Genomic DNA, 13,625 nt, shown 5'->3' on the forward strand with positions numbered 1-13,625 from the left:
CCCGGCGGCATAGTATTTTTAAGGAACATGACGAGTGAGGAGGAAGGGTGACACGTAAGCGATTATTGCTGGTTCAGACCGGGACGCCCCCGGCAGCCATCCGCGAGGAGCATGGCGATCTGCCGCGCTGGTTCCGCACGCTGCTGGCGCCATGGCAGGCGCAGCTCACCGCGGTACGGGTGTTTGAGGACGAGCCGCTGCCGGCGCCGGATCGCCAGACGGTGGCGGTGCTGACCGGCTCCTGGGCGATGGTTTCCGACCGCCTGGCATGGAGCGAACGGACCGCCGACTGGATCCGTCAGGCGGTGGCTATCGGCATGCCGCTGTTCGGCGTTTGCTATGGCCATCAGCTGATGGCTCATGCCCTGGGTGGCGAGGTGGCGTATCATCCAGCCGGACGGGAAAGCGGCAGCCAAACCGTTTCGCTATCGCCGTGGGGTGTCGACGACCCGCTGCTCCGGGACCTGCCTGCCGCCTTTCCCGCGCATCTGAGCCATATGCAAACCATTACCCGCCTGCCGGAGGGGGCCACGGTGCTGGCCGCGTCCGCTCACGACCCCCACCAGATCGTGCGCTACGGGCCGCACGCGGTCTCCACGCAGTTTCACCCGGAGTTCACCGCGCCGATTGCCCGCGCGCTGATCTGCTACCGGGAGGCGGTGCTGCAGGCAGAGGGCATCGACCCGCAGCGGTTATACGATGAGGTTCAGGAGAGCCCGCAGGCCGCGGCAATCCTCACGCGCTTCGTCAGCGCCTTTCTGCCCCCTGATGCACCCGGCCATTAATCCCCTGCAGTGAACAGCACCCGCCAGCGGCGACGCCGGCGGGACATCTCGTGGGCCAGGTCGACGACCGCTTCGACGCGCAGCGCGTCAGCCGCCTGCGCCGTCAGCTCCGGTAAAGCATACTTCTGACGCAGGGCGGCCAGCGCCTGCGCCTCGGGCGGCGTCCGGGCGCGGACCTGTGCGGCCAGGCGCTGCTGTAGCGGCCTGAAGGCCGCCTCATCCAGCGGCGGCAGCTGGCGCAGAAAGGTTTTGCAACAGCGCAGCAGTTCCACGGCGCGGCGATCCGGGGACTGGAGCGCCATCAGCAGCCCGTCGCGATCGGCGACGCGCTGATAGCGGCAGCTCACCACATAGCCAATCTGCTGCTCTACCCGCAGGCGCTGGAAGAAGAGCGGTTCGCAGCGCTGCGCCAGCACCCGAAGAGCCGCCAGCGAGGCGCCATCCGGCAGCGGAATAAAGACCAGCAGCGCCGTATCGCCCCCGGGGAAAGCCAGCCGTTCGACGCGGCGGCGGCAGGGGCCGGGGAGGCTGCCCGGCGGGTTGACCGGGACGGTAAGCAGGCTCAGCTGGCGCGCGACCCACCGCGCATCTTCCGCGCTGCCGCCGGCCAGGGCCGCCAGCCAACCAGCCTGATGCTCTGATGTGGCCAACCGTTCGGGGAGCTGGGCCATGAGATGACGGATAGCAATACTCTCCGGCGGCGGGGTCAGCGGGTCGGCCGGGAGCGCGAGCTGCCGCACGATGGCCTGCAGAATAGCCTCCGGCCGCCGGCCGGCAGCTGGCAACTGCAGGAGCAGCTGCCAGCTGCCGTCGAAGCGATGCCACTCGCCGTTGCCCCCGGCGTGGCGCAGCGCGGCGAGCAGCGGGCGCAGCTGTTCCCCGCGCGCCAGCCCCTCGGCCTGAGTGGGCGAGCAGGAGAAGGGCGGTCGGAGCAGGAGCCTCGGCGGCTCTCCCGGTAACGGGAGGTGGAGCAGCGGCGTGGCTTGCGCCGGGCTTTCGGCCACGAGGCCGCCAGCGGCTTGCGGATAAAAAGCGAATTTCAGCGCCGGGGCAGTGACCGGGCGGCGGCGCCAGCGGCTGAGCGGCAGGCTAAAGCCCTGGGTGGCAACAGGCTCCCCTGGGGAAAGGGTCTGGCAGGCCAGGCTGACCGTAGGGGCGGCCTGCAGGGCGGCGCAAAAATCGGCGAACCCGGCGGGCGGCGCGCCGGGGGCAAAGCCGAATGCCCGCTGGCGCAGCTGATCGAGGGGCGGCAGCGCCTGAAAACGGCGCCGGGAGAGCTGATAGTAGTGTTGCTGCTGGTCTGGCGTCGTCCGCTGTAGCGCCTGCAGCCAGTGGGTTATCTGCCGGTCGACCTGTTCCGGCTGGTCGCTGGCGAAGACCAGCGCCAGCCAGCCGAGGTGCCGATCCTGATACAGCCAGTTCAGCGCTACCTCGTGCGCCTGGCCATGCTGGCGCAGCCCGGCCATCAGGCTGCCGGGGGCTTCATCGAGCAAAAACTCGCGCAATAAGGTGACGTTGTCACTTAAGGCGATCAGCGGACAGCGCCACAGGGCGGGCCGGGCGTCAACCGCCAGCTGCAGTTCAGTGGTCTCGCCCAGGCGCAGCGGCGGCGCCGGCGGCGGAGCCTCGCCTGCGGCAAGCCCGGCGGCGAAACGGACCGCCAGCTCGCCGAGCGCCTCCAGCGACTGCGGCCCCTGCAGCCAGAGCTGCATCCGCCGGGCGACGTAATGGGTGTGGTGAAAATCGCGTAAGGCCGCCTGCAGTGCAGGGAGATCGCCCGCCAGCGCGTCGGCGCTGCCTACCTGAAAGCGACGAAACGCCGCGGGCGCGCTGGCGGCGTGACGCACGGCGGCTTCCCGGCGCGACGGCTCATGCTGCTGGATAAGGCGGTACTCGGCGTCAATCACCGCCACTTCGCGCTGAATATCTTCTCTGAGCAGCCGCGGCGCCTGCAGCATCTCCTGTAGACGCGCGACACCGTCAGCCAGACCATCGGCGGCGACCTCGAAAAAGAACGCGCTATGGCGGGCCAGGGTGGTGGCATTCACGCTTCCGCCCTGGCGCTGCACCCAGCCCATCAGCCGGTCATCATCCCGGTAGCGCTCACCGCCGTAAAACAACAGGTGTTCCAGCAGGTGCGCCAGCCCGGGGAAGCGCGAGGGTTCGTGGTGGCTGCCGGCGGCGACCCGCGCCAGGGCCGCCGCGCGTTCGGCCTGCGGCTGATGGACCAGGGTGGCCTGCAGGCCGCCCGGCAGCGTGACGGTGCGGGTCGCCAGCGTCATTACAGGTCCCGGGTTTTGTAGATCAGCTGCGAGCTGGCCCGGTTGCGGAACTGCAGCTGGCTGACTTTTATCTCGCTGCAGGCCGCTTCGCGCCGGGCGTCGAGGATTTTGTGATGATGCGGGGATTTGCTGCACACCGGGTCGGCGTTATCGGCGCTGCCGGTCAGCATAAAGGCCTGGCAGCGGCAGCCGCCGAAGTCTTTCTCTTTTTCATCACAGGAGCGGCACGGTTCCGGCATCCAGTCATACCCGCGGTAACGATTGAAGCCGAACGAGTCATACCAGATCGACTCTAGACTCTGCTCCAGCACCGACGGAAACGCCACCGGCAGCTGGCGCGCGCTGTGGCACGGCAGGGCGGTGCCTTCCGGGGTGACGCTGAGGAAAATCGATCCCCAGCCGCCCATGCAGCCTTTCGGCCGCTCTTCGTAATAGTCCGGGGTGACAAACAGCAGGTTGGTGAGGTTGCCGCTGGCGGCCATTTTCTGCCGGTAGTCGGCGACCACCTGTTCGGCGCGGGCGATCTGCTCCCGGGTCGGCAGCAGCCCCTCGCGATTGAGGAACGCCCAACCGTAAAACTGGCAGGTGGCCAGCTCAACGTCATCCGCTTCCAGCTCAATGCACAGCGCGATAATTTTATCCAGCTGATCGATGTTGTGCCGGTGCAGAACGAAGTTGAGCACCATCGGATAGTCGCGCGCTTTCACCGCTCTGGCCATCGCCAGCTTCTGCTGGAAGGCTTTTTTGTTGCCGGCCAGCGCGGCGTTGAGCACTTCATCGCTGGCCTGGAAGCTAATCTGGATATGGTCCAGCCCGGCCTCGCTGAAGGCGTCGAGTTTGCTCTCCGTCAGCCCTATCCCGGAGGTGATCAGGTTGGTATAAAACCCTAGGTCGCGCGCGGCGCGGATCAGCTCCGGCAGATCTTTACGGGTCAGCGGCTCGCCGCCGGAAAAGCCCAGCTGTACGCTGCCCATCGCCCGCGCCTGGCGAAAGACCTCGATCCATTGTTCGGTCGTCAGCTCTTTTTCCTGTTGGGCGAAGTCCAGCGGATTCGAACAGTAGGGGCACTGCAACGGGCAGCGATAGGTTAGCTCCGCCAGCAGCCACAGCGGCGGATTGACGGCGGGTTTACGCTGGCTCACGGCAGGTGATCCACTTCTGTTGACAGGCTATCTGCAGGAACTCGATGACGTCGTCATCAACCCCCCCGGCTTCCGGGTAGCGGTCGTTGAGCATGGCGATAATCGCCGCGACGTCGCGCCGGCCATCCACCAGCTCGAGGATCGCCGCGGCGGTCTCATTGAGTTTGGCCATTCCCTCCGGATAGAGGATCACATGGCTCTCCTGGGCGGCTTCCCACTGCAGGCGGTAGCCGCGACGAAAGGCAACGATGGCGGTTTTTTGCATGGTTACACCAGTCGGGTCGAGTGCCAGGCCGCCTTGTCGGTGACCGTATGATAGGGCGGGCGCTGCAGGGCATAGGCCATGGTCATGGCGTCGAGCATCGACCATAAAATGTCGAGCTTAAACTGCAGGATCTCCAGCATCCGGTTCTGTTTTTCAGCGCTGTCGCAGTAGGCCTTCGCCAGCGCCAGGCCATGCTCCACGTCGCGGTTGGCCTGGCTCAGACGGCTGCGGAAGTAAAAATAGCCTTCCTCTTTGATCCACGGATAGTGCTGCGGCCAGCTGTCGAGGCGCGACTGATGGATCTGCGGGGCGAACAGCTCGGTCAGGGAGCTGCAGGCCGCCTCCTGCCAGCAGGCGCGACGGGCGAAGTTAAGATAGGCATCCACCGCGAAGCGCACGCCGGGCAGCACGTGGCGCTCGCTGAGCAGATCGTCGCGGCTCAGACCGACCGCTTCCCCCAGCCGCAGCCAGGCTTCAATCCCGCCGTCCTCGCCGTGGCTGCCATCGTGGTCGAGGATCCGCTGCACCCATTTGCGCCGGGTCTGCGCGTCCGGGCAGTTGGCCATGATCGCCGCGTCTTTCAGCGGGATAGTGGTCTGGTAATAAAACCGGTTCGCCACCCAGCCCTGAATTTGCTCGCGGGTCGCGTCGCCGTTATGCATGGCGATGTGGTAAGGGTGGTGAATATGGTAGAAGGCGCCTTTGGCCCGCAGGGCCGCTTCAAAGGCCTGCGGCGACAGCGTGTCGGTGATCAGCATGCGATATCCTGAAGGGTGATAGCCATCCCGTCCCAGCTCACTTCAATCCCCTGCTGCGTCAGCGCCTGACGCTGGGGAGAGCGCTCGTTAAGGATCGGGTTGGTGTTATTGATATGAATAAGAATTTTGCGTTTTGCCGGCAGGGAGGCCAGCAGGGCCATCATCCCGTGCTCATCGCCGAGCGCCAGGTGGCCCATATCGCGGCCGGTATTGCGCCCGACGCCGGCGGCCTGCAGTTCGTCATCCTGCCAGACGGTGCCATCGATCAGCAGACAGTCCGCTTTTTGCAGCCAGGGCAGAATGGTCTCATCCGGCTCACCGAGCCCCGGAGCGTAGAACAGCGTCTGCCCGTTGCGGCGGTTTTCGATAAACAGCGCCACGTTATGGCCCGGCAGCGGCCGGTCGCGATACGGCGAATAGGGCGGCGCGTTGCTGGCGATAGGCACCGCGGTAAACCGCAAATCAGGACAGGCGTCAACGGTAAAAGGCTGCTGCGGCGCGATGGGGTGATGCACCAGGCCGCCGTTCCAGTGGCGCAGCATGGTAAACACCGGGAAGCCGGTGGAGAGATCCTCATGGACCTCCGGGGTGCACCACACCTGGTGCGGGCAGCCTTCGCGCAGGCTGAGTAACCCGGTAGTGTGGTCGATCTGGCTGTCGGTGAGAATAATGCCGCCGATATGCGTTCCGCGCAGCACGCCGGCTTTATTCAACTCGGGCGTGTGGGCAATCTGCTGGCTGATATCCGGCGAGGCGTTGCACAGCACCCACTCTTGACCGTTATCGCTGACGATGATCGACGACTGGGTGCGGGCGCTGGCCTGGATCGTGCCGTCGCGCAGACCCTGACAGTTGGCGCAGTTGCAGTTCCATTGCGGGAAACCGCCGCCGGCGGCGGAACCGAGGACTTTAATGAACATGAAGACGGACCGGGTATTGAAAAAAGAGGCCCGCGCGAACGGCGGGCGGGGCGATTAGCGGTTAGAAATGTACAGCGTCACTTCCAGACCGAGACGTAAATCGATAAAAGCAGGTTTCTTCCACATGTTTTGTTCCTCTTAAAAATGACGACAGGCCTCACGGATAATGCAGGATCTGTGACGGCCGCCGCATATTGCGCTTCACCGGGAGAGAGATCAACCCGGAATCTGTAAGGGTTTAACTTTATGTTTACAATATAACCTATTGTTGCCAAACATTTTTTAATACCAGCAGCCAGTTACGCCACAGCAGCTTATCCAGCACCAATTGATCATAGTCGCTGTCACGCAAGGCATTGATAAGCCGCGGTAAGCCGGCCACATCCCCCAGCGCGTCCGGCAGGGTGACGCCGTCAAAATCCGAACCAAGGGCCACATGATCCTCACCCATGATGTTAATAAGATAGTCGATATGCCGGATGATGGTGGCGAAGGGCGTGTCGCTATCGCGCCGTCCGTCGGCGCGCAGGAAGGCGTTGCCGAAATTAACGCCCACCACGCCGCCGCTGTCGCGGATCGCCCGCAGTTGCCGATCGGTCAGGTTGCGCGGCTGCGGGCACAGGGCGTGGGCATTGGAGTGGGTGGCCACCAGCGGGGCGGTGGAGTGACGGGCGGTATCCCAAAAGGCCTGTTCATTCATGTGCGAAACATCGATCTGCATCTTCAGGGCGTTGGCCTGGGCAATGAGCGCGATGCCCTCGCCGGTAAGACCCGGCCCGCTGTCCGGACTGCCGGGAAAGGCGCCGGTGACCCCGCAGCCAAAGCGATTGGCGATGTTCCAGAACGGACCAATGCTGCGCACCCCGGCGCGATAAAAGTCCTGCAGATCTTCGCCCTGGGCGTCAAACCCGCCGGCGCCTTCGATGTGCGCCACCATCGCCAGCGCCTTATCCTGACGGCAGCGTTCGATATCCGCCGCGCTCAGGCACAGCCGCGCGCGGCTGGCGTCATGGGCGCAAATCGCTTTGAGGATAGCCAGCTGCTGCCAGAGGATCGTTAATGGGTCCCACGCCTGACTGGCGTACTGGGGCGCCACGCGGGCGATATACTCCTGCGGCGGTACAAAGAGGGCGAACAGGCCGCCGGCCAGACCGCCCTGGCGAATACGCGGATAATCGAGGTGGCCGTTCTCTATCCCGGCAAAGAAAGCGTTCACCGGATCCTCGCGATGGTGAAGCCAGAGATTCAGCAGCAGGTCATTGTGACCATCAAAAATCGCCACAGCGGGCTCCTGGGTTATCAGGTGGTAAAAATGGCTGTCACGGTAGCGGATTTATGCCCGGGGGCAAGCAGAAATTCACAAGCCAGCAACAATTGCCAACATTGATTATGTATCACACTGTATCCCGCGGCGGATCGCTGACATGAAGAGATAAAAACGGCCCCGGTCGGGCACACGGCGGATACAAATTTCCGCTTAACTGGTTACGTACTCTCTTGATGACGATGAAAGGTGACATAGCGATGAACAGATTATCCCTGATCCGGTATACCAGCGCCGCGGCGCTGGGGTTATCCACCCTGTGGTCCGCCGCCGTTTGCGCCGCTGAAGACGCGGGGGCGTTCGACAAGATCCACCAGATCCACGCCGGCGATCTGAATATTGGCTACGTGGATATCGGCCCGCGCGACGGCCAGCCGGTGATTCTGCTGCACGGCTGGCCCTACGATATTCAGAGCTATGCCCAGGTGGCGCCAGCTTTAGCGCAGAAGGGCTACCGGGTGATTGTGCCGTATCTGCGCGGCTACGGCACCACCCGTTTCCTCTCCGCCAGCACGCCGCGTAACGGTCAGCCGTCGGCGATGGCGGCCGATATTGTCCATCTGATGGATGCCCTGAACATCAGGCAGGCGGATCTGGCCGGCTTTGACTGGGGGGCGCGCACGGCGGATATCGTCGCCGCGCTGTGGCCGCAGCGGGTGAAATCCCTGGTCTCGGTGAGCGGGTATCTGATCAGCAGTCAGCAGATTGGCGAAAAACCGCTGCCGCCGCAGGCGGAGCTGTCGTGGTGGTATCAGTTCTATTTTGCCACTCCGCGCGGGGAAGCAGGTTACCGGCAGAACACCCATGACTTTGCGAAATTTATCTGGCATCAGGCGTCGCCGCAGTGGCCATTCAGCGACGCAACCTTTGCCAAAACCGCCCGGGCGCTGGATAACCCGGACCACGTGGCGATCACCATCAGCAACTACCGCTGGCGCCTGGGGCTGGAGAAGGGAGAAGCGAAGTATGCCAGCTATGAACAACGGCTGGCGGCGCTGCCGCCGATTACGGTGCCCACCATCACTCTGGAAGGGGCGAATAACGGCGCGCCGCATCCGGCTCCCGCCAGCTACCGGGCCAAATTTACCGGTAAATATGAGCACCGGGATCTGCAGGGGCCGGTGGGCCATAACCCGCCGCAGGAGGACCCGACGGCGTTTGTGCAGGCGGTGGTGGACGCCGATCGTTTGTAACCCGCGCCTTGCCGGCGGCGCGACGTTGCGCTTCCGGCAACACAGCTTATGCTTGTGAAGAGTCTATTTTGCCGCAGGAGCAGCCTTTGGAGCGTATTGACCACATCCTGGTCGTCGATGACGACCGCGACATCCGGGAACTGATTGTCGACTATCTGGAAAAATCGGGATACCGCGCCAGCGGCGCGGCGAACGGCAAAGCCATGTGGTCGGTGCTCAAAAACCATCAAATCGACCTGATTGTGCTGGATATCATGATGCCGGGGGAGGATGGCTTAACGCTCTGTCGCCAGCTGCGCGCAAACCCGCAACAGGATATCCCGGTGCTGATGCTCACCGCCCGCACCGACGACAGCGACCGGATCCTCGGCCTTGAGATGGGGGCTGACGACTATCTGGTGAAGCCCTTTGTGGCCCGCGAACTGCTGGCGCGCATCAAAGCCATTTTACGCCGCACCCGGGCGCTGCCGCCCAACCTGCAGATCACCGAGGCGGGCAGGCTGATCGCATTTGGCGACTGGCTGCTCGATACCGCCGCCCGCCATCTGCTGGACGACAGCGGGGCGATTGTCGCCCTCAGCGGGGCGGAGTATCGACTGCTGCGGGTGTTTCTCGACCACCCCCAGCGGGTGCTGAACCGCGATCAGCTGCTCAATCTGACCCAGGGACGCGACGCCGAACTGTTTGAACGGTCAATCGACCTGCTGGTGAGCCGGCTGCGTCAGCGCCTGCGGGAGGATGCCCGCGAGCCGGCCTACATTAAGACGGTGCGCAGCGAAGGCTATGTGCTGTCGGTCCCGGTCTCCATCCGCGAGAGGCATGAATGAGGTTCTGGCCCGCCTCGCTGCAGTCGAGGCTGATGGCGCTGCTGTTTCTGGCGCTGCTGCTGGCGAATACCTTAACCCTGTCGCTGCTGTTTTATGAGCGTATGAGCAGCGCCCGCAGCGTGATGCTGGGCAATCTGGCGTCGGATGTTGCCACCAGCGTGGCGATCCTCGACCGTCTGCCGCCCGCTGAACGCCCGCAGTGGCTGCCGAAGCTGGCGCGCGGCAACTACCGCTATCAGCTGGACGCCGGCGAGCGCGGCGACTACCCGGACAGCTGGCGCGCCCGGGACGCGGCGCGCTCCCTGCAGGAGGCGTTGAGCGCGCAGTATCCGGTGAGTATTGTGGCGATCCCCGGTCCGCGGCAGCATATCCAGGCCCATATTACCCTCCACGATGGCGCCCCCTTAACCCTCGACCTGTGGCCGAAACTACCGCCCATCGCCCGCTGGCTGCCGGTGGTGCTGATCGCTCAGTTTGTCCTCCTGCTGGCCTGCGCCTGGTACGCGGTTCGCCAGGTACTGCAGCCCATTACTCGCTTTACCCATGCGGTGAATGCGCTTGAGCCGGCCAGCGACACGGCGGGAACCATGGCCGAGCAGGGGCCGGAGGAGGTGCGCCGTGCCGCCCGCGCGTTTAACGCGATGCAGACCCGCATCCACGATCATCTGCAGGAGCGGGCGCGGATCCTCGCCGCCATCTCCCACGATCTGCAAACCCCGATCACCCGGATGAAGCTGCGGGTGGAGATGGCCGACCAGCCTGAACTGCGCGACAAACTGCTGCAGGATCTCGACAATATGACCCGCCTGGTGCGCGAAGGTATCGCCTTCGCTCGCACTTCGCAGCCGCTGGAGGAGGCGCGCCAGCGGCTGAACCTTGACGCCTTTCTCGACAGCATCGCCTGCGATTATGCCGATGTCGGCCGGCCGGTGCGGTTTTGCCCCGAGGCGCGCGCCGGAGTGGTGTGGATCCCACCGCAGGCCCTGCGCCGGGTGATGACCAACCTTATCGATAACGGGCTGAAATTCGGCGCCACGGTAACGGTCGCCCTCAACCGCGACGCCGCCGGGGATATCATCATTCATGTGCTGGATGAGGGGGCGGGGATCCCTGAGGCGTCGCTGCAGGCGGTGCTGCAGCCGTTTTATCGCCTGGAGGACTCGCGCAATCGCGATACCGGCGGCACTGGCCTGGGGCTGGCGATCGCCGCGCAGCTGGTCAGCCAGATGAACGGCACGCTGCGCCTGGCCAATCGCCCGCAGGGCGGTCTGGATGCCAGCGTGCGTCTCGCCGCGCAGGGATTGTATCCTGCTGTATCACCGGCGCAGATAGAAAACTAAGCCGACAATTCTCCCGCTTTCCCGACACATCCGCCCTACATCCCCTTGCTGTAATGTCGTGGCTGCCACCTTCGGCAGCGATGGCATAATGAGGAGAAGGCGATGTCGATATTCATTGCATTTTTGGGCGGGATGTTAACCCTGCTAAGCCCCTGTACGCTGCCGGTGATCCCGCTGCTGTTCGCCAGCGTCCGGGGCCGACGGGGGCAACTGGCGATCATGCTGGCGGGCATGGCGCTGATGTTCGGCGCTGTGTCGTGGCTGGTGACGGTCGCCAGCGGTTGGGTCGTGAATCTGACGCTGGCTGGGCGCGGCCTGGCGCTGGCGTTCTTCGCCCTTGTCGGGCTGAGCCTGCTTTCGCCGCGCGTCGCGCAGCGGCTGACGTCACCCCTGGTGGCGCTGGGGAATCAGCTTAACGACGCCAGCTCACGCCAGCGCGGCTGGATCGGTTCGCTGCTGGCCGGGCTGGCGGTGGGTCTGCTGTGGGCGCCATGCGCCGGGCCGGTACTGGGGACGATACTGAGCCTGGGTTTTGTGCATCCGGGCCAGGCGACCACCGGCGGGTTGCTGTTAGCCTACGGCGGCGGCGGGGCGCTGATGTTATTCCTGCTCGGGTGGTGCGGCGCGGCGTTGATTGCCCGTCTGCGTCGCGGGCTGGCGTTCGGCGAACGGCTGCGCCGGCTGGCGGGGGTGGCGATGCTGGCCTCGGTGGCGCTGATCGCCAGCGGCGGCGACCGCTATTTGCAAAGCGCGGGAGGATGGAGTCAGGCGCTGGAGCAGCGGCTGGCCGCCCGTCTGCCACAGCCAACGCAGAAAACGGTTCTGCAACCGATCGCGACGCCCGAGCCCAGCAGCGCGATGCCTTCGCTGGCGGGGGGCAGCGCATGGCTCAATAGCCCGGCGTTAACCCCGGAGCGTCTGAAAGGCAAAGTGGTGCTGGTGGACTTCTGGACCCGGGAGTGCATCAACTGTCAGCATACCCTGCCTTACGTGCGCGACTGGGCGAACAAATACCGCGCCGCCGGGCTGGTGGTGATTGGCGTTCATACCCCGGAATATCCCTGGGAGCGTTCGCTACCGCTGCTGCGCCAGGCGGTGAAGGCGTGGCGGATAACCTACCCGGTGGTGGCGGATAATGAGTACGCCATCTGGAACGCCTTCGGCAATCAGTACTGGCCGGCGCATTACATTTTCGACGCACGTGGGCAACTGCGCTATACCGCCTTCGGCGAAGGGGATTATGCCGGCCAGGAGCAGGTGATCCAGCAGCTGCTGCAGGAGAGCAAAGCCTGACCCGCGGACGTCGGTGACTGCCGGACGGTTCCCTTGATCCCTTATGCCCATTGCCGGGCGGCGCTGCGCTTGCCCGGCCTACGGGGTTACGGAGCCGCGTGTAGGCCCGGTAAGGCGCAGCCGCCACCGGGCATTGAAACGGGAAGGGTGCTGAATGCCTGTTGCCGGGCGGCGCTGCGCTTGCCCGGCCTACAGGAGCGCGCAGGGAGAATGTAGGCCCGGTAAGGCGCAGCCGCCACCGGGCGTTGAAACGGGAAGGGTGCTGGATGCCCATTGCCGGGCGGCGCTGCGCTTGCCCGGCCTACGGGGTTACGGAGCCGCGTGTAGGCCCGGCCAGGCGGGTTACGGAGCCGCGTGTAGGCCCGGTAAGGCGCAGCCGCCACCGGGCATTGAAGCGGGAACGGTGCTGGATGCCCATTGCCGGGCGGCGCTGCGCTTGCCCGGCCTACAAGAGAGCGCAGGGAGAATGTAGGCCCGGTAAGGCGGGTTACGTAGCGGGTGGAGACAGAATCTTGGCCGGGGTAACAGACGTTGCCGAACGGTTCCCTCTCCCTCCGGGAGAGGGTTAGGGTGAGGGAAACTGGCGTGACACTGTCACCGAACAACCCACTCCTGCAGGGCCTCGGACATCAGTTCGCCGAGCAGCGTGACCGCGGCGGAATGGGGTTCCTGACGCGGGGTTTGTTGCAGACTGACGGCCAGGTTGCCGGGGGATGGCAGTGATCCGCCGGCGGGGCGCAGATGGCCTGGCATGCCGATGCGGCTGCGTACCGTCAGCCCAAGGCCGGCCTGCACCGCCGCCCAGATGCCGCTCAGGCTGTGGCTGACGAACACCACCTGCCAGGGGATCCCTGCGGCATCGAGACAGGCAATAGCGCGGGAACGCATCAGGCACGGGCTGTCGAACATCACCAGCGGCAGCGGCTCGCCGGACGCCAGCCGCGCGCGAACGTCAAAGTCAGGATGCGCAATCCACGCCAGCGGGCAGCGGCCCAGCCCAGGGCCCTGATCTTCGGTTTGCCACAGCAGCGCCAGATCCAGCGTCTGCTCCGCCAGCGCCTGGCGCAGCGGGCCATTACGATCCACCCTGGCGACGATCCGCACCTGCGGATGGTGGCGGGTAAACTGCCCAAGGATCCCCGGCATCAGAGATTCGCCAAAATCTTCCTGCATGCCAAGGTGAATTTCGCCTGTGAGTCGTTCGCCCTGCAGCGCGCGCAGGGTTTCATCATTGAGCGCCAGCAGCCGTCTGGCGTAGCTCATTAGCTTTTCGCCCTCCGCGGTCAGCGCCAGGTGACGCCCCTGTTTAACCACCAGCGCGGCGCCGCACTGACTCTCCAGCTTTTTGAGCTGGGCGCTGACGGCGGAGGTGGAGCGCGCCAGACGCTGCGCCGCCAGGGCGAAGCTGCCGCACTCCATGCCGGTCACAAAGCTTCGCAGGGCGTCGAGATCGAGGCCGGGTAAGCGTTTCTCCATTATCATCCTTATTACCGGGA

The 13,625-nt window shown here is 64.8% G+C and carries 13 protein-coding genes; 5 read left to right on the forward strand and 8 right to left on the reverse strand.

The features are described 5' to 3' along the window. Positions 1 to 47 precede the first annotated feature (47 nt). Positions 48 to 785: a glutamine amidotransferase gene (locus ACOI7D_RS11265; protein ID WP_109547297.1), complete on the forward strand. Its 738-nt coding sequence runs from the start codon at positions 48 to 50 to the stop codon at positions 783 to 785. On the opposite strand, the gene pqqF is transcribed toward ACOI7D_RS11265, so the two are convergent. The 7 genes from pqqF to ACOI7D_RS11300 form a co-directional block, all read right to left on the reverse strand. Further along, positions 782 to 3,067, reverse strand: coding sequence for a pyrroloquinoline quinone biosynthesis protein PqqF (gene pqqF / locus ACOI7D_RS11270; RefSeq protein ID WP_109547298.1), 2,286 nt, complete (start codon positions 3,065 to 3,067; stop codon positions 782 to 784). The two genes, ACOI7D_RS11265 and pqqF, sit on opposite strands and share 4 nt — an antisense overlap. Further along, the gene (pqqE, locus tag ACOI7D_RS11275; protein WP_032452962.1) at positions 3,067 to 4,209 is read right to left on the reverse strand and encodes a pyrroloquinoline quinone biosynthesis protein PqqE; all 1,143 of its coding nucleotides are present in this window, start codon (positions 4,207 to 4,209) and stop codon (positions 3,067 to 3,069) included. The genes pqqF and pqqE overlap by 1 nt, the downstream gene beginning before the upstream one ends. After that, complete coding sequence (pqqD, locus tag ACOI7D_RS11280) at positions 4,196 to 4,474, reverse strand: pyrroloquinoline quinone biosynthesis peptide chaperone PqqD (protein ID WP_109547299.1); 279 nt, start codon at positions 4,472 to 4,474, stop codon at positions 4,196 to 4,198. Before pqqD ends, pqqE begins: the two co-directional genes overlap by 14 nt. A gap of 2 nt (positions 4,475 to 4,476) precedes the next feature. Then, entirely contained in the window at positions 4,477 to 5,232 is a 756-nt protein-coding gene (pqqC, locus tag ACOI7D_RS11285; RefSeq protein WP_048297570.1) for a pyrroloquinoline-quinone synthase PqqC, read from the reverse strand. Next, positions 5,226 to 6,152, reverse strand: a complete 927-nt coding sequence (gene pqqB, locus ACOI7D_RS11290; RefSeq protein WP_032452960.1) for a pyrroloquinoline quinone biosynthesis protein PqqB — start codon at positions 6,150 to 6,152, stop codon at positions 5,226 to 5,228. The genes pqqC and pqqB overlap by 7 nt, the downstream gene beginning before the upstream one ends. A gap of 54 nt (positions 6,153 to 6,206) precedes the next feature. Further along, complete coding sequence (pqqA, locus tag ACOI7D_RS11295) at positions 6,207 to 6,278, reverse strand: pyrroloquinoline quinone precursor peptide PqqA (RefSeq protein ID WP_002905689.1); 72 nt, start codon at positions 6,276 to 6,278, stop codon at positions 6,207 to 6,209. Positions 6,279 to 6,414: 136 nt separating this feature from the next. Next, positions 6,415 to 7,434: a dipeptidase gene (locus ACOI7D_RS11300; protein ID WP_109547300.1), complete on the reverse strand. Its 1,020-nt coding sequence runs from the start codon at positions 7,432 to 7,434 to the stop codon at positions 6,415 to 6,417. Between the two features lie 242 nt (positions 7,435 to 7,676). On the opposite strand from ACOI7D_RS11300, the gene ACOI7D_RS11305 reads away from it, so the two are divergent. From ACOI7D_RS11305 to ACOI7D_RS11320, 4 genes are all read left to right on the forward strand, one after another. Further along, the gene (locus ACOI7D_RS11305; protein WP_023289793.1) at positions 7,677 to 8,669 is read left to right on the forward strand and encodes an alpha/beta fold hydrolase; all 993 of its coding nucleotides are present in this window, start codon (positions 7,677 to 7,679) and stop codon (positions 8,667 to 8,669) included. Between the two features lie 86 nt (positions 8,670 to 8,755). Further along, positions 8,756 to 9,496 carry a response regulator gene (locus tag ACOI7D_RS11310; protein WP_017900551.1) on the forward strand — a complete coding sequence of 247 codons (741 nt, stop codon included), beginning with the start codon at positions 8,756 to 8,758 and terminating at the stop codon, positions 9,494 to 9,496. Then, positions 9,493 to 10,836, forward strand: a complete 1,344-nt coding sequence (locus ACOI7D_RS11315) for a sensor histidine kinase (protein WP_109547301.1) — start codon at positions 9,493 to 9,495, stop codon at positions 10,834 to 10,836. The genes ACOI7D_RS11310 and ACOI7D_RS11315 overlap by 4 nt, the downstream gene beginning before the upstream one ends. Before the next feature lie 102 nt (positions 10,837 to 10,938). Continuing rightward, positions 10,939 to 12,129 carry a cytochrome c biogenesis protein/redoxin gene (locus ACOI7D_RS11320; RefSeq protein WP_109547302.1) on the forward strand — a complete coding sequence of 397 codons (1,191 nt, stop codon included), beginning with the start codon at positions 10,939 to 10,941 and terminating at the stop codon, positions 12,127 to 12,129. A gap of 594 nt (positions 12,130 to 12,723) precedes the next feature. On the opposite strand, the gene ACOI7D_RS11325 is transcribed toward ACOI7D_RS11320, so the two are convergent. Next, positions 12,724 to 13,617, reverse strand: a complete 894-nt coding sequence (locus tag ACOI7D_RS11325) for a LysR substrate-binding domain-containing protein (RefSeq protein WP_060589531.1) — start codon at positions 13,615 to 13,617, stop codon at positions 12,724 to 12,726. Positions 13,618 to 13,625: the final 8 nt, after the last annotated feature.

Source organism: Klebsiella sp. C360, from assembly GCF_048822415.1.
In the GTDB taxonomy this organism is placed as follows: Bacteria; Pseudomonadota; Gammaproteobacteria; order Enterobacterales; family Enterobacteriaceae; genus Klebsiella; species Klebsiella quasipneumoniae.

Coding starts and splice junctions, on each gene's coding strand:
- pqqF (WP_109547298.1), bottom strand. CDS start 3,067: ATGACGCTGGCGACCCGCACCGTCACGCTGCCGGGCGGCCTGCAGGCC.
- pqqD (WP_109547299.1), bottom strand. CDS start 4,474: ATGCAAAAAACCGCCATCGTTGCCTTTCGTCGCGGCTACCGCCTGCAG.
- pqqC (WP_048297570.1), bottom strand. CDS start 5,232: ATGCTGATCACCGACACGCTGTCGCCGCAGGCCTTTGAAGCGGCCCTG.
- pqqB (WP_032452960.1), bottom strand. CDS start 6,152: ATGTTCATTAAAGTCCTCGGTTCCGCCGCCGGCGGCGGTTTCCCGCAA.
- ACOI7D_RS11305 (WP_023289793.1), top strand. CDS start 7,677: ATGAACAGATTATCCCTGATCCGGTATACCAGCGCCGCGGCGCTGGGG.
- ACOI7D_RS11315 (WP_109547301.1), top strand. CDS start 9,493: ATGAGGTTCTGGCCCGCCTCGCTGCAGTCGAGGCTGATGGCGCTGCTG.
- ACOI7D_RS11320 (WP_109547302.1), top strand. CDS start 10,939: ATGTCGATATTCATTGCATTTTTGGGCGGGATGTTAACCCTGCTAAGC.